Genomic DNA, 19,575 nt, shown 5'->3' with positions numbered 1-19,575 from the left:
GAGAATGGCCTGCACTCCATCATGGGAAAGGGAAGACACCAAATGGTGCCTTCCCTTTCCTTATGCTATGGTTTCAATGTCAAAATATCCCCCTTAGGGTTATTAAGAATTGTCTTATGATACCTTCCATTTGCCCAGTCATCCATTTGGTCATGATACCATCTGGATTTTACATTTCCTGATTGTCCAGGCCCGACAAGATGATAGGCTTCGTCCATGCGGCTAAGATCTATTACAAATCGCCAGGAGCCCCCATGGTTCACTATTCCTTCCTCTGTAAATGCAGCAGCCTGGACAGTGACACTGCTTCCCCCAACAGGAATGGGAGCTTCCCTGTTGAATAATAAATTCAGCGGAGCGACACTTGAGAGGGGATGGGTAAATTGAATTTGATGATAGTCTCCCCATTTCCAATCCTCCATTTTCTCCCCTTGCAGTTTTCCAGCCTGTTTTATTGTCTTTTCAAGGGACTGCTCCAAAACTTTTTCCAATCCTCCCGCTTCCGTCACCCATGGGCCCGGCTTTCCTTCAAGACCTCTTCTCAGCAATTCATCTACTGCCTGTTTTTTGCCTTTAAAAAGCTTTAACGTATCTTCAGGTATTTGCTTTGACAGCAGCACATCTGATATATTCTGCATCCACAAGTTAAAAATCAGCGGAGCAGGGGAATCCTTCGAGTCTATAAAATTCCAATCTTTTAAAATCTCCAGTGCCTGCTTATCCCTGCTGCTTTTAATATGTTTAAGTTCATGACTAAATTGCGGAACATACTCCCTTGCCTGCAGATTCATTTGATCCATCTGCAGATTTTCCATATCCTTCACAGTCAGGTGATCGTTCGCTTTCAGCACTTCCTGTATGCGCATTTGCCTGTACGGCTGGGCCCAGTTATTTGAGATATGATACGGATAGTCATCGGAAATCACTTTATTGTTAGCAGTTGAAATGAAGCCTTCACTTGGATTAACCGTTTTTGGCAGTTCATCGAATGGAATATAACCCTTCCACTCATACTCATCCGTCCAGCCGGGAACCGGAAGCATGCTGTCTCCTTTTTTCCGGATGGGAATTTTTCCATTTGCCTTATAAGCTATTGTCCCGTCTTTTGAGGCAAATACAAAGTTTTGGGCCGGTGTCTCAAATTTCAGCAGTGCCTCCTCAAAGCTGTTCCAGTCCTTCGCTTTATTCATTTTCAGGACTGCTTCCAATTCAGAGGAAGGATCTAATGCGGTCCATCTAAGTGCCAGAACCGTATTCTTTCCGCTTTCGCCTGCAAATTCGGATATGACTGGCCCATGCCGTGTCACCGTTACCTTATAGTCGATTGTTTTTTTATTTTTTACTTTTATTGGCTCGCTGACAATAGATGCCTTTTCCCATTTCCCCTTATAGTAAAATTCATTCTTTTGCACCGGATTTCTTCTTTCTATATACAGGTCCTGGACATCAGGGCCTGTGTTGGTGACTCCCCAGGCAATATTCTTATTATGCCCAAGGATTATTCCTGGAACGCCCGCAAATATGACACCGCTTACATTTACACTTGGGGCTTCCAGATGCATTTGATACCATATTGAAGGAGTTGCAAGTCCCAGATGAGGATCATCCGAAAGAAGAGGTTTTTTGGATGCCGTTTTTTGGCCGCTGACTACCCAGTTATTGCTTCCGTTGTATTCGAATGGAGTAACTGCATGTGCAAAGCTTTTTTCAATATTCAATTCTGATTTCCCGATTATATAGGGCGCGCTTCTTGGATAGCCAGGAAAAAGATCATATGCTTTATTCTTTGGGAAAGTCTGGAGCAAATATTGCCTAAAGGCCTGATCCTCCCAGTTTCCGCCTAAATCAAACGCCATATATTTTCCGATTGTGAGGCAATCTGCAGGCGTCCAGGGTTCTGGCTTATATCCAAGCAGCTTAAATTCAACCGGCCATTTCCCGTTTTTCTTCAGTTCTTTAATATAAGCATTGACTCCTTCTGAAAAGGATTGAAGAGCTTCCTTTCCTTTTGGGGAATATTGCTTATAAGATGATTCGGCAGCCCTTCTTAATCCCAGCGTGCGGAAAAACTTATCATTTTCTGCAGTTTTGTCGCCAATCACCTCGCTCAGCCTGCCTGAAGCCTGCCTCCTGCTCAAATCCATTTGAAACAATCTGTCCTGTGCCTGTATGTAGCCCTGTGCCATAAACAAATCATGTTCATTTTTTGCTTTAAGATGCGGGACACCGCTTGAATCTCTAACGACAGTTACAGGCCCCAAAAGGCCCTGCAGCCCAATTTCTCCATTTGTTACAGGCAGTGAACGGGCGAGATAAAAATTCGCGCCGGCAAATGCGGCGAGCAGCAGCACTGCCGCTATGCCCAGTACCCATAAAAGCCGTTTTCCTCTCTTTTTCTTCGTTTTTATCTGAGGTACAGCAGTATCAGCCATTTAAGTCCCTTCTTTCCACTTTTCAAATTCCCGCATTATCGTCTGCGATTAAACCTGAATGAAGATTGCCCTAAGCGATCCATTCAACTGGCCGCCAGCCAAAATGGGGCTGCGTGACTTCACTGCAGACGCATGTCTATTATATTCTCTGTTACCGTTCTTATTTCCTATTTTTACTATCCTGTTTTTTTGAAATCAAAAAAAAGCAAAGACATCAAGTCCCTGCTTTTTCTGCTTATTCACCATCCAGCTGATAGTTCTTTAAGGCGGCAGTCAAACTGGAGTAGACAGCAATATTGTCCAAGTTTATTTCCAGTTCTTCAATCTTCTCTTTTATTTGCTTGCTAATGCCTATAAAAGCTGTTTCCACTTTTATCTTTTCCAGCATAATAGACAGCTGGAAAATTTGCTGCATAGAATCATCCGCATCGGTTAACCCTGAAAAATCAATGAAGAGCAGACTGACCTTTTTGGATGCGCAGTGGGCGATAATATGTTCTTTTATCACCTTGGCCCTCTTCGTATTCATTTCTCCGAACAGCGGCATTAAATATGCCGCAGAAGAAATCGGTATGATTGGTACGGTAAGAGAATAAATAATTGTATTCTGCGCATCGATTTTATTGGAGCTCTCTTTCTGGAAAAAGCCTAAAAGCGCTTCGGTAATTTCATCAAAAGCTATATATACAAGATCGCTCCATAGCATAATTTCCTGATTGGAAATTCTGCCGGAATTCATTTCCACGAATTCACCAATGGCCTCCCAATATATTCCCCTGAGCTTTTTCACCTGATATGCCAGCTCAGAAATCGAAGAATCCTTATTTCCATGCTTGGCCACCTGTTCAATCCAATCCTGCAAAGATGAAAAAAACAGCCCTCTATCCACTAAAAAGACCTTATGCAAATGGATGATGAACAGCTGGCTCTGCACCCGCAGTTCATCCAGCCTGACTGAATCAGGCGAAGTAAACAATGAATCAAAATGATGATTAAATGTTTCAATCCACCGGTCTGCAATATCCGTTGAACGATCCAATAAAAAGTTATATAATTCCTTATTATTTTGCATCCTACCATCCCCAATATTAAAGCAAAAGCAAGGAGAGAAAAAGCTGCCCGGCTTTCCTTTCTTTATGTCCAGCTTAATCAAGCAGTTTATACCTTACTCCCCTTTTATTTTTCCCAAATAAAAAGAAAAGCAAAACATTATTTCTTACTATCAATGCGTCAGGAGTGCCTGAAGACGATTCTCCTATTTGGCCAGTTCAGCAAAGGATATCCCTTTTTCACTAAACAAATCATACATTGCCTGCCTGAAGCTGCCAAATGTTTTCACATCATTAACAAGACCCTGTTCTACGATTTTTCTAGCCGCACCAGGAGAAAACCCTGCAAATCTCGGTTCAGTTCCTATCAATTTCAATGATTTCACCAGCTGATCCAGAAGATGAAATGTAAAGGCATCCACATCCTCCGTCTGCCCGGAAAAGTCTAGAATAATATACTCAGCATTATTCTCAGAACAGCTGCTGAGCACATTCATCTGGATGGCTTCCATCCGGGACGCATCAATCCTGCCAATGAAAGGGACCAGCAGTGTGCCTTCTAAGACAGTCTGGACAACAGGAGCAGAAAGTTCTTCTATTAACATTTTATTCTCTTTAATTTGCAGTGCCGCATCATCCGCTGCTGCTGCATTTTCCTTAAAGCTTGCAATATAGCATTCGCTAATGCTGATTATGGATGCATCAAGCACTTGATCTACAATGGAAGCTGCCTGAAGCAGCGCACTTGCAGATAACCGCTCCTGATTTACTTCCTCCTCGAAAAAATCCCAAAAGGCTTGTCGGGCCTTCTTCGTGTTTTCCAGTGCGGATTCAAGAGTATACCCGGAAGAAATGAGTATCACCCCAATTTCCTTTGCTTTTATTTTCATTTTATCAATGGCTGTACCCGGGTCTCCTGACAATGCTTCGGCATGGATCCCGATAAGCTCGCTTCTGATTTTGACCATATCATTCCCCGAAATTTGTGAGCCTTCATATTCCGCGCCCAGCTTTTCAGCCATTTTGACTTTTACGGCGCTTAATCTTATTCCTATATTTTCTATACTTTTCATAGAATCCTCCAGATTGTTATATCTATATACCCAAAACCATCACTTTATATGTAAAAACATTACACTTTGTTTCTGAAAAACGCCACTATATTAGTTTTATAGATAGAATTTATCTCATTTTCTCCCGATGGCAGAAAAATTATTGTTTACAAACCAGTATGAAGCGGGAATACCAGCATTAATATAAAAAGGAGGGTGATTAAAAATGGATGAACTTAAAAAGGGCTTAATTAACCGCTTTGAAGGTGATTACGGAATTGTGGAAATAGACGGTGAAACCGAAGGCATCCCAAAAAATCTTTTTCCAGCCAATGCGAAACCTGGAGATTCTGTAGAAATTTTCGGAACGATGATTACGATTATTGAAAATGAAACCGAAAAGCTGAAATTCGAAATGGAAGAAATCATTGGCGGCATATAATTCATGTTTATCAACAGCCTTACCGGGTATGGAAATACTACATGATGCATACATCCGGGAGGGATTAGATGAGCGAAAACAGAAGAGACTATGAAGCCGAGAATATGACTGATTTGGTCAGGCTGATCAATTCAAAAAACAACGCGGGAAGAATCAAAAAAATTCTAACCGAGCATAAACAAAAAAAAGAAGCCTCTAAAAAGAGAGGCTGAATATAAAAGCAGCCTGGCCCCCCTTTTAAGGGGGCTAATTGCTATTTCTGGCCAGCCAATATGATAAGGTATATGACCATTATCACCAAAACACCTGAAATACCGGCGCCAATTATAGAAAACCATCTGCCTTTTCTATCTTTTTCCCTGAAGATTCCCGTTACGCATAAAAAACAGGAAAGATAGGCAAGCAGCAAGAAAACCAGCCCTATCGCTCCGTATACCAGCATTGGCAGGGAGAACTTCAGCCGGACCAGCGCATATAGCGCAGACCCGGTTAAAAGGGCGGCCACACTCATATAAAAACCCGCAATACCTTTTTGCACTACCCAAACACCCCATGAAACCAGTCTGATAGTATCATAACATCTTTTTGGGGCCCTGGATGCTGTATTTTTTTTTGACCAGCTGCTTACTATTATGTATTTAGCATAACTGCCGCTACTTTTTTCTTTGTATATCGGTCACATGATTTCCCTTATAGTCAATATAAACTGTATCCCCTACCCGATAATCCAGATATCGGCCGCAATCGATTTCCAGTGTTTTTCCGTTACTGAACTCCATCGCACATGAATTGCCTTCCGCTGTTTTGGAAACATTGATTACTTTTTTCGTTTTAAATCCCACAGCTTTTCCGTTTGCATATTCCGGATAATATTTTTCATTGATCCGCACCTTTTCCATATTGGAAGAATCCTGAAAAAATACAAAAAGTAAAATGGCCAGCATACCAGTTAATCCTGCGAGTACAGATGATTTATATTTCAATTTATCTATTAACCTCTCTTCTTTTCAAAATGGTGCTCTCTATGTATTTATCCCATTTGAGAAAATATATTCATAAACTGCAAAAAATATGACAGAGAGTTTTAGATTAATAAAAGAAGATCCCCCGGAGCCTGCATAGATGACTCAGCCATCTTCCCGCAAAAAGGCATTTTCTGTTTTACCGATGAATAGTGCCAAAACAAAGGCTGCAGCAAGCAAAATGCCAGCCGCACCGATTACACCGCCCCATCCATAGCTGTGAAGGAACACACCCCCTGCAGCACCTATTAAGCTCGACCCCGCATAGTAAAATAGCAGATAAAGAGACGAAGCCTGTGCTTTTTCGTTTTTATTTGCCAAGATTCCAACCCAGCTGCTTGCGATAGAATGGGAACCAAAAAAACCGAATGTAAAAGCAGTTAGCCCAGCAATTTTCATCACCATGCTTCCGCTTAATGTCAATGCACCTCCGGCTATCATTAAAAGTATTCCTGCAGAAATGACTTTCGTGCGGTCCATCCGATCAGCAAGCTTTCCCATCCAGGCAGAACTGAAGGTGCCTGCGAGATAAATGATAAAAATAAACCCGACTAGGGTCTGCGACAAGTTATATGGAGGTTCCATAAGCGGAATTCCGGCATAATTAAATATAGCCACAAATGAACCCATCAATAAAAAACCGATGGCATAGAGGAACAGAAGCCCTCTATTTTTCAAATTATGAATCAGCGAACTTCTTATGCTTCTGAGAGATATCGGGTTTGCTAAGATATGTTTTGAGGGCGGCAGCATTCTCCAAAAGGCCATGCTGATCAGCAGGCTTAAAGCCCCCAGACAGCCTATTGCAATATTCCAGTTCAGAAAATCCGATAATGAACCCACAATCAGCCTGCCGGCAAGTCCGCCAATGCTTGATCCGCTGACATAAATCCCTATAACATAGCCAAGGCTTTTCGGATGGAATTCCTCAGTAATATAAGCCATGGCAATGGAGGGAAATCCGGCTAATGCCGCTCCCTGTATAGCACGGATGGCAAGGAGCAGGGGAAGGCTATGGACAAAGCCGACACTGATTGAACATAAAGCTGAAAAAGTCAATGCAGCACCCATGATCGGTTTTCGGTCACCAGCCCCAGAAAAAATTGAGATAATGAACAAACATATGGCGAGCATGCCAGTGGAAAAAGAAAGGGCAAGACTGGCATTTGCCGGCAGTACATGAAATTGCTCCGCTATGACCGGAATCACCGGCTGTGTACTGTATAAATCCGCAAATGTTACAAAGCTTCCAAAAAACAAAGCCAGGATGGTTTTCCTGTAAAGCTTTCCTGAGGGTGATATATATTCCATATCCATTCAGACCTTTCAAATAAAAATTGTTCTTTATCTTAATCCTTTTCAGTGTGTGTGTCCAATGTACGGACTTCAGCGATTTTTAAATAAGGTCCTCTTTTTAAAAAAACTCCTGCTCTTTCGCACTAAATTAAACGGCACGCGCACGGAAAACCAAAAAGCTTCATCATAAAATTATGATGAAGCTTTTTTATTAACGCTGATTAAGATGGCTGTGTTTTTTACCGTAAAAGAGATAAACAGCAAGCCCTGCGATCAGCCATATGAGAAAGGATATCCAGGTAATCGCTGGAAGGCTTAATGTTAAATACACACAAAACAAGGCGCTGATTGCAGGTAAAACCGGCACGAAGGGAACCCGGAAGGATGCTTTGATTTCAGGATGCTTTACCCTAAGGACGATAATTGCTATTGATACTAGTGTAAAGGCAGCAAGAGTGCCCATGTTCACCAGGTGTGCAAGGGTCGTCAGATCGACAAATCCTGCAATAGCTGCAGCAACAATGCCAGTCAGCCATGTATTTGAGAAAGGAGTTTTGTACTTTTTATGGACCACAGACAAACGCTTGGGAAGAAGTCCGTCACGGCTCATTGAATAAGATAACCTTACCTGGGCATAAATCAGTGCAAGCAATACAGTCGTAATTCCTGCAACAGCCCCTACTGAAATAATACCCGCCATCTGATCCTGGCCGACAGCTTTTAATGCAAAGGAGACAGGATCACCGACATTTAATTTTGTATAGGGCACCATCCCTGTCAGGATAAGGGAAACAACCATGTATAAAAACGTACAGATACCAAGGGAAGCAATGATTCCAATCGGCATATTTTTTTTGGGATTTTTCACTTCTTCAGATGCCGTAGCGATGACATCAAATCCTATATAAGAAAAGAAAACTGTTGCAGCACTTGTAACAATCCCTTTGAAGCCGAACGGCGCGAATGGGGTCCAGTTCTCAGGTTTGACATAACCAGCCCCCGCAGCAATGAACGCCAGGATGACGGAAAGTTTTATAAATACCATTACATTATTAAATCTTGTACTCTCTTTGACACCTCTGCTTACTAGTGCTGTAATCAGCAAGATAATAATAACCGCCGGAAGGTTAATGATTGCTCCCTTCCCTGTCCCGGGTGCCTGGGTTAATATATCTGGTATGTATATGCCAAAACCGGCAATCAGCGACTGAAAATAAGAGGACCAGCCAGTAGCCACGGCAGACACAGCCAAAACATATTCGAGCATGAGGTCCCATCCGATCAGGAAGGCAAAAATTTCACCCAGGGTAGCGTATGTATAGGTATACACACTCCCTGACACCGGAACAGCCGACGAAAACTCGGCATAGCACAAAGCAGCCAGGGCGCAGGCAACACCGGCGATAATAAATGAGATAAGCAGCGCAGGACCTGCACTTTTTGCAGCGACCACTCCTGTAATTACGAAGATGCCTGTCCCGATTACGCAGCCTACGCCCAAAAAGATTAAGTCCAGCAGACCTAACGAACGGTTCAATTTTTTCACTTGGCTTTTTGCCACCAAGTCAGGAATTGAGACTTTACGGAAGATTGAGTTCATATAATTCTCCTTGAAAGCTAATTTAGTTAAGAGATTGAATTGTCTAAATATTTTAATTTCTTAACAGTTCAATATTTAAAGGATATTGTCGTTCTATGTCGAAGTCAAGACTTTTATCGTAAAATAATATAATAAGGCCTTTTTTATCAAAAAAAAACCAATAACTTACTAAAAAGCGGAAGCGCCTTGATCAGCCCGTGCAGCAAATAGGGTTTTGACCTTAGAGGCGCTTTTTGCCTCTCAGGGCAAAACATCTAACAAGGAACGAAGGCTAATTACTCTGCCTCCTGCAGAAACGCCTTCATGACCTGCATCGTGCAGGCCTCAGCGGGCTAGGCGCTGGAGCTGGATTACCAAAAAGTGCAGGCAAAGTACGCTCCTAATATCTTACCTTTTAAATCATCTTTTCAAACAACCGCAGGTTTAAGCCCACCTTAAGCAGCCATAAGCTTCAGGGTAAGAATTCCCTTGCATAACCAAAAATCCCGTCCTTGCAAAAGAGACGGGGCTGCCCGCAATTTATTAGTTTCTTTCAGAAAGGAAATCCGCCGGCAAAGCGGGACCCGGCTGCCCCCCGTTCCGTATGCCATTTTCTTTATAAGTGTAATTTCAAAGACAAGGGAATAGAGTAATAACTAATGTATACAAGGAGGATGACATATGAAGAATGTATGTATATTTGCCCACAGAGGTTCCAAAGGGACACATCCTGAAAATACCCTCTCAGCATTCGAAGCGGCTTTGAGAAGCGGTGCAGACGGCATTGAGCTTGATGTCCACCTGACCAAAGACGGTAAATTGGCAGTCATCCACGACGAAACTCTGGAACGGACTACCACTCTGTCAGGCTATGTAGCGGACTATACGGCCGAAGAGCTGAAAATGGGTGATGCAGGCATAAAGTTTTCTCCTTCTTTTAAAAATGAAAAAATCCCGCTGCTTGAGGAAGTGTTTCAATGGGCAAAAGACACCTCTCTTATCATAAACGTGGAGCTGAAAAATGATAAATTACCATACGCAGGATTAGAGAAAAAGGTTATAGAGCTTATACGCGGGTACTCCTATGAAAAGAGGATTATCCTTTCTTCCTTCAACCATAAATCTATCGGCATAGCCCAAAAAATAGCTCCTGAAATTGAAAGTGCCCTTTTATTTGAAAAATTTCCCGTTAATTTTGAAGAATTGCTTAAAGCTAATCAAGGAGCAGCTTTTCATCCGGCACTGGCCGGCTTCACTAAGGAACACGCATTAAAGGCGAAGGCTCTAGGATGCAAGGTCCGCCCTTATACAGCGAATTCAGAGTGTGATATTATCCATATTCTTGAACTGGGTGTTGAGGGACTGTTCACCGATTTCCCTGCAAGGGCCATCGAGCTTGCATATGAATTCCAGGAGAGCAAGAAGTAATTCATTTACTTGCGTCAGCTGCCATTTCAAAGATTTCACAGTAATATGTCCGATACATAATCAGACTCATTCAAGCTGTTTTTTCCTTTAATAACATTAATTGAATTTCCCGACATAAAATGATTATAGCGTACCCAAACAAAAATGACTTTTAATCATATGGCGAACGTGATCAATTAGGAGGGAAGAGGATGCAAATACATGTGGTTGCTTCTAATGAAACTCTGTCAAGCATTGCCCAGGCGTATGGAACCACTGCACAAAGCATCGCAGAATCAAATAGAGTGCCAAATCCTGATCGTCTGGTTATCGGGCAAACACTTGTTATACCGATCACCGGCCGCTTTTATTTCGTCAAAACCGGTGATACGCTTTGGAGCATATCGAGGAAATTTGGAATTTCATATGAAGAGCTTGCCAGAATTAATGGAATTCCGGTCAATCAGCCGCTTTCCTCCGGCTATCGCCTGTATATTCCGCCTATGCCAAAAACGGAGCGGGAATTCAATGGTTATGTGGAGCCTCTCGGAACAAGTGTTACACAAGCACTGGAAAACAGCGCAGTAGAGGCAGCACCTTACTTAACCTACCTGGCTCCCTTCAGTTTTCAGGCACAGCGGGACGGCAGTTTAAAAGCCCCCCCTCTTAATAATTTTGAAAGCATTGCGAGAAATAATCGAAATGTGCTGATGATGGTGATAAACAACCAGGAAAATGGCCAATTCAGCGATGAACTGGGCAGAATTCTGTTGACAAACCCTGCTATACAGGCTGCATTTCTGAACAATGTAGTAAGAACTGCCAAGCAATATGGTTTTAGGGATATTCATTTTGATTTTGAATACTTAAGACCTGCTGATAAGGAAGCCTACAACCAATTCTTGCGGACCGCGAAGGCGAGATTCAGCCAGGAAGGCTGGCTGTTGTCTACAGCGTTAGCTCCCAAGACGAGTGCAGCTCAAAAAGGAAAATGGTATGAAGCACACGATTATAAAGCACACGGTCAGATTGTTGATTTCGTCATCATCATGACCTATGAATGGGGCTACAGCGGCGGGCCTGCTCAGGCCGTTTCACCAATAGGGCCGGTCAGGAAGGTTCTCGAATATGCCATTACCGAAATTCCCCCATCCAAAATAATAATGGGCCAAAATTTATATGGGTATGACTGGACACTTCCCTTCGTCCAGGGATCACAAGCAAAGGCACTGAGCCCGCAGGCAGCCATTCTGCTTGCCGGAAGAAATAATGTACCCATTGAATATAGCAAAACTGCCCAGGCCCCGCATTTCAGCTATACGGACACACAGGGAAAGAAGCATGAAGTATGGTTTGAGGATGCCCGGTCCATCCAGGCTAAATTCGATTTAATGAAAACATTGGGTCTCCGCGGAATGAGCTATTGGAAGCTTGGACTGCCTTTTCCGCAAAATTGGCTTTTGATCAGTGATAATTTCAATGTAAGAAAGCGGAGCTAGTTATCGATATATCAAGCAAAAAAGCTGTCTCGGGCAGAAAGCATACCGGACAGCTTATCATTTTCAGGCTAGCGGCAGCTTCATTGTAACTACAGTGCCTTTACCCACTTCAGAATCAAAGGACAAATAACCGCCAATTTTGTGAACTTGTTCAAATGCCACATGCAGGCCATTTCCAGCAAATTTGCTTCCGCTCAGTCCATTGCTTCTCGCTATGTCACGCAGAACGTCCCTGGTCATCCCGATTCCCGAGTCTATTACCCGTAACTTCACGTGATTTCTCGATCTTTCGGCTTCAATTAATACCCTTCCTCCTTTAGAAGTGGCATCAATGGCATTTTTCAGGATATTCAAAATCGCTTGCTTGAATGGTATCTTATCTCCAGTAAGTTCTATATTCTGGTTCAATGAATAAGTAACTGTAACGCCTTTTGTATGGGAGTAGGGAGATGTAATTTCCACAATCTCTTCTATAGCCGGAAGCAGGAAAAAACCGGATTTCGTTCCATTTTCATTACTCGAATAAGATTGATAGCCTGAAAGAACGCGCTGTGCCTCCTCAAGCTGGTTCAAAGCAAGTTTATGATGCCCGGCACTTGATGCATCAGCAGTATTTAGCTGAATTTTCTCCAGACTTTCCTTTACATTCCCCAATGGCTTTTTCAGTTCATACGAAAAGAGAACAAACATTTCATTGACCATATGCGCCTTTTCTGTTTGATGAAAGGTTTCTCTTAGACTGGTTAACCGGATGATATTTTCCGAAAAGTAAATGAAAAGCAGCATCGATAATATATAGCTTGCACCCATAAGAAGAAAAACATTAGTTCCCTCTTCGTAAAAGAAACCGAGATTGTCCATGAACCAAAAATGAAACATAATCGCCACAAGAACTAATGAAAAGGTTAATACGGCCATTATAAAGCCAGCCTGCATTTTCTTTTTTAATGCTAAGCCGTGAAACCATCTCCGCATAACAATAAAAATGATAAATAAAATAACCTCTATAACTGTTACATTCAAGATGCTGGCCAAGCCCCCAAGACTCATGCGGTAGCTGAGAAGAATTACGCCGGCAATGCCGCCTGCCGGCCAGCCGCCATAAATAATGGCAATAATAAACGCCACCCAGCGCAAATCCCAAAGAAAGCCGTTTCCATAAGCAATCGGAAACGTCATGCATAAAACGGCTGCCAGCCCTGCAATGATTCCCAGGAGAATTTGCCCGTTTCTGGCTCTTTGCGTACTAATAAATTGAAAAAAATAAATCGGGGTCAAAATAAGAAAGAAGTTTAAGAGAACCTCTTTCATAGCAAGATGAAAATGCATCAAATAATCTCCCTCAATGAATTTCAAAAGCGCAAGCGCCCGTTCAGCCCGAAAATAGCCTGCCCCCCGCCATGGATTATCAGGCCCTTACAACAATCAATGTCTGGTCATCGTAAACACCTGGCCCATGATAATCCCTGATTGCATCGAACATACTATCAGCTATATATTGTACAGGCATTGTTAAATCAGCCTTGCGGAACGCTTCTCTTAATACATCATTATTATCAATTTTATTGTTCTTTTTCTCAATAATGCCGTCTGTATAAAGCAGCAGGTAATCCCCTTCTTCGAGCTGAATATCCTTCGATTGATAAACAAACTCATTATGGATCCCGATAATCGGATCTCCTGTCGTAAGTTCAGTAAATTCGTCTTTTTCTGTTTTATACAGTAACGCCGGTTCATGACCCGCGCTAGAATAAGAGAATATTTTTGTATCTTGATTATAGAATCCTACGAGCATAGTAATGAAAGAATAATTGTCCATATATTTTGCAAAAAAACGGTTAACATCCTCTAAAATAAGCGGTGGCTTCCGGTTAGCTTCCATAGCAAATTTCATCATGGTCATTTGTATGGCTGCGGGAATTCCTTTTCCGCATACATCTGCAATGGCAATTGTCATCCCTTCTGGCTGCTGGACAAAGGCATAGAAGTCCCCATTCAGCTTTTTAAAAGGTTTACTGACAACACCGATATTCTCCAAATCTGATGATTGATTCCCTGCAGATAGCAGTGACTGCTGAACAGAAACCGCAAGATCTATTTCATGATCCAGCATGTTCTGCTTATTCTGGAGAACTTCAAGCTGCTTTCTTTGGGAAATGTCAAAAAAGGTAACGACCGTTCCAACTATGTTTTTCCCTTCAAGAATAGGTCTTGTGAAAAACTCAACTGGTACAGGCGTACCGTCTTTTCTCCAAAAGCAGTCTTCTTTGACATGATGGGAAAGGCCTGTGCGCGAAGTATTTGAAATCACGCAATCTTCCTCAAAATGTCTGGTCCCATCTGCTTTTGTATGATGAATCAGGGGATGTAACTTCCTTCCTATCAGCTCATCTTCCCTATAGCCCAGCATTTTTGTACCTGAAGCATTGACGAAAATTAGCCTGCCATCCAAATCTGTTCCATAAATCCCCTCTACTACTGTATCAAGCAGCCGGCTGTACTTTTCAGACAGCACTTTAACTGTCTCGTATGGGCGTTCTCCCAATAATATGATAACGGCCCTGAACAGATAAAAATAACCAATGATCTTAAAGATGTGGCCTAAGAAATTTTTCTGGTCATAGTAATGTTCATACGAAGCAAACAGGATGGAAGAAAACATCAGCAAACATGCTCCAGCAGCAAGGAATAAATACTCTCTTTTTCCGCCGCTTTTATAAAGGAACAGCCCGCGAGCCAAAACCATTGCATGCAGAAGTGCAAATAGATATTCCAGGCAATTTTTTAATATAGTAGGTGAACCATTTTGGAAAAGGGCAGGAAAGCTTTCAGATTTCAGAAAAATAAGCAGGGAAATAAAAATGGCATAAAGACTGAAGGCTATGAAGGTATTTTTGGTGATTTCGTCATTTGTCCCTTTTTTTGGCAAAAAAATCACAAGAAGAAGTGCAATGGATTCCGTAAAACGGGCCGTAATCCAAAACAGATTTGAAAAAGTAAAACTATTATCAACAATATCATTCGCAAGCCCTTTATATGTCAATGTGTGAAAGAGGTCAAACACACCTGTTGCTATAAACGATCCTGCAAGGATAATTGCGGGAAGAGTAGAGGAATATTTGTAAAAAAAGATTCCGAGCAAAACAATTGTAAACACAATCAGTGTACTGGCCAATTCCAGAATGATATGAATAAATGTATAATGACTTTCCAAGTATTGTGTCCAGTCAGGAATCAGGCTGCGATTCACTAACACAGGCAAGAATACACAAAATGATACTATTGCCATGATGATCGAACTATTTTCAATTTTCTTCATAGCATCACCCTTTCATCCCTCTTATCCAAAGCATAAACTAATACCTATGGATTCACAATAAGAGGTTCATGGGTAATTAATATTATTTCAAAAAACTAAGGCATCTTAATATCTCTATTCAAGTACGTTCTTATCTGATTGATTTTTAAGGCAGGAGAAGGAAAAGCCCTTATTAGTTAGGGAAATGTTGTCCATACTGTTAGGAAAAGAAAAAAGAAGGGGAATTTAATGTTTAAACTCAGAACACTTCCGGCAAACGGGAATATGCTTCGTCTTTTAAGGCTGCTTGTCATTATCTTTATTTTCCTTGCAGCATTCGGAAGTGCCATACACCTCGCAGAGCCTGAAACCTTTCGTTCCTATTTTGACGGCATTTGGTGGGCAATCGTTACCGCCTCTACAATTGGATACGGAGATTTTGTTCCAGAAACCATGAAAGGAAAGGCAATTGGCATTTTGCTTATATTATCAGGTGCAGGAGTCCTAACCTCTTATTTTGCGTCCGTTTCAGCTATTGCTGCATCATCTGAACAAGATTACGCAGAAGGGAAAAAAATATGCAGCAAAAGCGGACATTTAATTATAATCGGCTGGAACGAACGATCAAAATTGCTTATTCAGTCCATTCTGGAGAAAAAAAGAAGGCAAATCGTTTTGATTGATGCTACTCTCACAAGGCATCCATTGATACAGCATAGATCCAATGTTCATTTTATCCGGGGTAATGCCGCCTATGACGGAGTGCTGGAAAAAGCTAATGTTGCGGGCGCTTCGAGAGTCCTGATCACGGCTGATTTAAAACAGGATGAATTTCAGACCGATATGTTTTCCATATTAACCTTAATCAGCATTAAAGGACTTAATCCGGATATTTATTGTTCCGTAGAAATACTGACAAAGGAACAAAGGTCCAATGCCTTGCGTGCGGGTGCCGATTCGCTGATCGAAACGAATGAGTATGCAAGCAGCTATATGTTCAGGGATCTGGGTGAAGCTGACCAAAAAAGTGTAAAGTTGGAAAGCTCCGTTTTTTCGGAAATTCCTTTAAAACCAGAATGGAATGGCCTCACGTTCCAAGAATTGTGCCATATTCTGGTCGATTCAAATATATTGCCAGCAGGCATCGTCCGAAATGGGAATACGATGATGAATCCCCCGCTTTCATTTTCTATGGAAAGTTATGATCTCCTGCTGATTGTGAATGACAAATAGTTAATCAAGCAGGATTTTTTCCAGCTCATGCAAAATGGATTTTCCAAGCGAAATATAAATATGAGGAAAGTCTCCGTCAGGGTCAACAGGTTCTGCAAATTGGTTAAACGAAGCGGATACGTTTCCTGTGTTTCCCTCCTGATCCAGGCCATTTTCATAAACATGTGACAGCAGATATGGTTTTTGCAGTTCGACCGTTACACCTGGGGAATCCAATTGCCCATCTATAGCTTTGAACGGGATGCGGAGGAACTGATATCCTTCTGCGTCATCTATCTTATAGTCAAAACAGCCATGATCGTAATCCCAATTCCCCCCAATCACATAACCTGCCGGCTTCATCATTGTTTCTAAATCCAATAAAGAAAAAACCCTGCCCTCAATACCAGAAGAAAGCTCAATCATCAAAAAACCCCCTAAACCGCTTTTCGTATAGCATATCCCCCCGCCGGGAAATAATCCGGGAAATGGGGTCTGACCCCTAAAATAAGATAACTCCTTCACAAGAACTGCAAAACACTGCCATTTTTATTTATGAGAAATATCAGAAAACCTACAATACAAAAAACATCTGAATAGGGTAATCAGATGTTTTTTGTATTATTCCTTTTCACACCAATGTTTTCTTCAAATTTTGCAAGTAACGGGAACGGATCAATAGGAAATAGATAACCTGAGCTATTAAGAAACTAGTCAGTACAATGACGATCTCCCGCACGATAGATATAGCGAAAAAGCTCTGTAATGCCATGAAAGCAAAAATACTATGAATAAAGGCCGCTAGAATTGGGACGAAAAAGAGTAATACCAGTTGACGAGTTACTATTTTATTCAATTCTTGATCCGTTAATCCAACCTTCGCAATTGTTAAATACTGACGGCGGTCATATTCCAAATCCGCATACAAGCGGAAGTATAGAAAGCTTCCTGCCGCAATAAAGAAGACAGCCCCGATCAGTAAAGCTACGAATAGCATCATCTTGTACATATTCATTTGGTTTTCATAGATAGTCCCGCTGACAGTCATAGAGTATGGACTTTTGGCAGAATAAAACTTCATCCCATTTTCCGCAAGATTTTCTCCCATACCTGCCGTTTTCTCAAGGTCCTTTGTGTAAAATCCGGTATACATTCTCGATTTAACCGCCAATAGCTTATCAAACAGTCTATCACTGACCACAAGACCTTCACTCATAATCAGCTGCATCGGGAATACCACATGTTCAGTCAGCTTAGTTTGAGAAAGCTTTATTTTTTCCTGCTTTAATTTATACGTATTCTGTTCCGAATTGCTTAGGGTTGCCGTTCGCATTGCGAATACATTCAGGCCAGATACAGACTTTTCCGTCATTTCATAGCCGGCTTCTGTTGCTATTTTTTTATAGTCTGAGAAGGCTACAACAGGTATTTTCTCAGGTGTATACCGATTGTTTGAGGACGCAATCGCCAGATATTTAATCGGTACCTGGTTGGTCGTATAATCAATCTTTTTCTCCTTAAATTCTGCTTTAATTTGATGTAGATTCTGCTGGTCAGCCTGTTGATCCTCCCCGCCTACATAACCGATTTCCGCAGGATAGTCTTGTTTTACTTGCTTGCTCACGACATTAAAAGAAGCAAGGGTTCCGACTGCACAAAAGGCCACCGTGGACACAATTGTTACCATAAAAAACATTCTGGCATTGTCTTTTAAGCGATACGCAAGTGAAGAAATGGTAATAATATTCGTTCTTCTCCAAAATAGGCCACGGTTTTTCTGGAGTAATTTTGTTAGGAATACGGAGAGCTGCGTGTAGAAGAAATATGTTCCACTAACTGTCATCGTAATGACTGGCAATATTCGAAACATTAATGTCTGGACTGTGGCAGTTGCAGCTAAGTAATAACTGGCAATAAGCAATACCGCTGATAATAGAGAGAAAAAGATGGATACCTTTGGTTCTTTTTTCGGTTTCTCACCCGCTTGAAATAGATCAATTAACTTATTAACTCGAACGAGTGCAGTTGTAAATAATGAAATACAAAAGAACAAAAATAAAAAGGCACAGATGGTAAGTCCCATTGCCTTACCAGAAAAATAGAATGGCAGCGCGCCAATGCCTATCATCTTCGCGCCAACCATGAGAAACAATTTTCCGGTAATTAACCCTAAACCAATTCCGGCACCAATCGCTCCTATTCCAATAAGCATATTTTCTAAAAATACCATAAGGTTTAATTGGTTTCTCGTCATCCCATGCATCATTAATATTCCAAATTCCCGCTTCCGTGATTTAAGAAAGGTGCTGACAGAATATAGAACAAATAAGAATGAAAAAACATACATGATGACTTCTGCTGCTCCCATTAACTGAATGGCAAGAATACTAGTCACACTCTTATGTATATCTGGATGAAAGATGAAAAGGGCATAAACAAAGAATATCATTACTGAAAAAGCACTGCTGAGAAAGTAGGCAGCATAGGTCCGTTTATTGCGGACAACATTTCTATAGACGAACTGCGGAAAGGTCACGGCTGTCCCCTCCTAACAAAGCAAGCATATCCATAATCTTTTGGAAAAAAGCCTGGCGGTTATCGCCATGATAAATTTCATTATAGAGTTGACCATCTTTAATAAAAATGACGCGATGGCAGTAGCTTGCTGCAAACGGATCATGTGTAACCATTAAAGCCGTTGCTTGTTCTTCTTGGTTGATCGCAGTCAATGTCTCCATGACATCCTTCGATGCTTTGGAGTCCAGGTTTCCAGTCGGTTCATCTGCCAAAATAAGTGACGGATGATGAATGATTGAACGTGCAATTGCTGTTCGCTGCATTTGGCCGCCGGAAATTTCATAGGTTCTTTTTTTCAAGATGGAATCAATTCCAAGCTTTTTTGCTACAGAATGTAATTTTTCATCCATCTCTTTCACACTTACACCATCAAGGGTTAAAGGCAAGACAATATTTTCCTCGACTGTTAACGTGTCGAGCAGATTAAAATGCTGAAAAACAAAACCAAGCTCGTGGCGTCTGAATAACGCTGTTTCCCTTCGATTTAACACATGAGGATTTTTGCCATTAATTAATATTTCACCAGCCGTCGGCCGATCAATCGTGGCAATCAGGTTTAAAAGTGTCGTTTTCCCGCTTCCCGACGGACCCATAATCCCAACAAACTCACCCTTTTCAATCGAAAAATTAATATTATCCAATGCCCTATGAGCAACCTTTCCTTCATAAATCTTCTCTATTTGATTCACTTCCAAAATGTACATAATCTC

General features: G+C 41.6%; 17 protein-coding genes. 5 read left to right on the top strand and 12 right to left on the bottom strand.

The window, feature by feature from the left end:
• Positions 1-65: 65 nt before the first annotated feature.
• The 3 genes from BM126_RS07545 to BM126_RS07535 all read right to left on the bottom strand — a co-directional run bounded on the left by BM126_RS07545 (position 66) and on the right by BM126_RS07535 (position 4,554).
• Positions 66-2,432, bottom strand: a complete 2,367-nt coding sequence (locus BM126_RS07545) for a penicillin acylase family protein (RefSeq protein WP_090988923.1) — start codon at positions 2,430-2,432, stop codon at positions 66-68.
• Positions 2,433-2,667: 235 nt separating this feature from the next.
• Entirely contained in the window at positions 2,668-3,504 is an 837-nt protein-coding gene (locus BM126_RS07540; RefSeq protein WP_141770034.1) for an STAS domain-containing protein, read from the bottom strand.
• A 183-nt stretch (positions 3,505-3,687) separates the two neighbouring features.
• Positions 3,688-4,554 carry an STAS domain-containing protein gene (locus tag BM126_RS07535; RefSeq protein ID WP_090988921.1) on the bottom strand — a complete coding sequence of 289 codons (867 nt, stop codon included), beginning with the start codon at positions 4,552-4,554 and terminating at the stop codon, positions 3,688-3,690.
• Positions 4,555-4,759: 205 nt separating this feature from the next.
• Between BM126_RS07535 and BM126_RS07530 the strand changes: the two genes are divergently transcribed.
• Positions 4,760-4,975 carry a DUF3006 domain-containing protein gene (locus tag BM126_RS07530; protein WP_071350198.1) on the top strand — a complete coding sequence of 72 codons (216 nt, stop codon included), beginning with the start codon at positions 4,760-4,762 and terminating at the stop codon, positions 4,973-4,975.
• A gap of 68 nt (positions 4,976-5,043) precedes the next feature.
• The gene (locus tag BM126_RS22250) at positions 5,044-5,187 is read left to right on the top strand and encodes a hypothetical protein (protein WP_177201347.1); all 144 of its coding nucleotides are present in this window, start codon (positions 5,044-5,046) and stop codon (positions 5,185-5,187) included.
• 41 nt (positions 5,188-5,228) lie between these two features.
• Here the strand turns inward: BM126_RS22250 and BM126_RS07525 are convergent, their stop codons facing one another.
• The 4 genes from BM126_RS07525 to BM126_RS07510 all read right to left on the bottom strand — a co-directional run bounded on the left by BM126_RS07525 (position 5,229) and on the right by BM126_RS07510 (position 8,893).
• Positions 5,229-5,513, bottom strand: a complete 285-nt coding sequence (locus tag BM126_RS07525) for a hypothetical protein (RefSeq protein WP_090988920.1) — start codon at positions 5,511-5,513, stop codon at positions 5,229-5,231.
• A gap of 115 nt (positions 5,514-5,628) precedes the next feature.
• Positions 5,629-5,958: a hypothetical protein gene (locus BM126_RS07520; RefSeq protein ID WP_256213009.1), complete on the bottom strand. Its 330-nt coding sequence runs from the start codon at positions 5,956-5,958 to the stop codon at positions 5,629-5,631.
• A 144-nt stretch (positions 5,959-6,102) separates the two neighbouring features.
• A complete protein-coding gene (locus tag BM126_RS07515; protein WP_256213008.1) occupies positions 6,103-7,314 on the bottom strand; it encodes an MFS transporter in 1,212 nt (403 codons plus the stop codon).
• 190 nt (positions 7,315-7,504) lie between these two features.
• On the bottom strand, positions 7,505-8,893 hold the full coding sequence (locus BM126_RS07510) for a branched-chain amino acid transporter BcaP (RefSeq protein WP_090988918.1): 1,389 nt from the start codon (positions 8,891-8,893) through the stop codon (positions 7,505-7,507).
• 660 nt (positions 8,894-9,553) lie between these two features.
• On the opposite strand from BM126_RS07510, the gene BM126_RS07505 reads away from it, so the two are divergent.
• Both BM126_RS07505 and BM126_RS07500 read left to right on the top strand, forming a co-directional pair.
• Positions 9,554-10,300 (top strand): glycerophosphodiester phosphodiesterase, encoded by a 747-nt coding sequence (locus BM126_RS07505; protein WP_090988917.1) that lies wholly within the window; start codon positions 9,554-9,556, stop codon positions 10,298-10,300.
• A 191-nt stretch (positions 10,301-10,491) separates the two neighbouring features.
• Positions 10,492-11,778 (top strand): glycoside hydrolase family 18 protein, encoded by a 1,287-nt coding sequence (locus BM126_RS07500; protein ID WP_090988916.1) that lies wholly within the window; start codon positions 10,492-10,494, stop codon positions 11,776-11,778.
• A gap of 63 nt (positions 11,779-11,841) precedes the next feature.
• Here the strand turns inward: BM126_RS07500 and BM126_RS07495 are convergent, their stop codons facing one another.
• Both BM126_RS07495 and BM126_RS07490 read right to left on the bottom strand, forming a co-directional pair.
• Positions 11,842-13,134: an ATP-binding protein gene (locus BM126_RS07495; RefSeq protein WP_141770033.1), complete on the bottom strand. Its 1,293-nt coding sequence runs from the start codon at positions 13,132-13,134 to the stop codon at positions 11,842-11,844.
• A 52-nt stretch (positions 13,135-13,186) separates the two neighbouring features.
• On the bottom strand, positions 13,187-15,097 hold the full coding sequence (locus BM126_RS07490) for an MASE3 domain-containing protein (RefSeq protein WP_090988914.1): 1,911 nt from the start codon (positions 15,095-15,097) through the stop codon (positions 13,187-13,189).
• A gap of 228 nt (positions 15,098-15,325) precedes the next feature.
• Between BM126_RS07490 and BM126_RS07485 the strand changes: the two genes are divergently transcribed.
• Positions 15,326-16,309 carry a potassium channel family protein gene (locus BM126_RS07485; protein ID WP_090988913.1) on the top strand — a complete coding sequence of 328 codons (984 nt, stop codon included), beginning with the start codon at positions 15,326-15,328 and terminating at the stop codon, positions 16,307-16,309.
• Here the strand turns inward: BM126_RS07485 and BM126_RS07480 are convergent, their stop codons facing one another.
• The 3 genes from BM126_RS07480 to BM126_RS07470 form a co-directional block, all read right to left on the bottom strand.
• Positions 16,310-16,714, bottom strand: a complete 405-nt coding sequence (locus tag BM126_RS07480) for a YugN-like family protein (RefSeq protein ID WP_090988912.1) — start codon at positions 16,712-16,714, stop codon at positions 16,310-16,312. It lies immediately after the preceding gene.
• A 205-nt stretch (positions 16,715-16,919) separates the two neighbouring features.
• Complete coding sequence (locus tag BM126_RS07475; protein WP_090988911.1) at positions 16,920-18,824, bottom strand: FtsX-like permease family protein; 1,905 nt, start codon at positions 18,822-18,824, stop codon at positions 16,920-16,922.
• Positions 18,799-19,569, bottom strand: a complete 771-nt coding sequence (locus BM126_RS07470; RefSeq protein ID WP_090988910.1) for an ABC transporter ATP-binding protein — start codon at positions 19,567-19,569, stop codon at positions 18,799-18,801. Before BM126_RS07470 ends, BM126_RS07475 begins: the two co-directional genes overlap by 26 nt.
• Positions 19,570-19,575 lie beyond the last annotated feature (6 nt).

It is taken from the genome of Bacillus sp. OV322, assembly GCF_900112495.1.
In the GTDB taxonomy this organism is placed as follows: Bacteria; Bacillota; Bacilli; order Bacillales; family DSM-1321; genus Peribacillus.
Note: the sequence above shows the minus strand (reverse complement) of the source record. Positions and strands in the feature narration are given on the sequence as shown.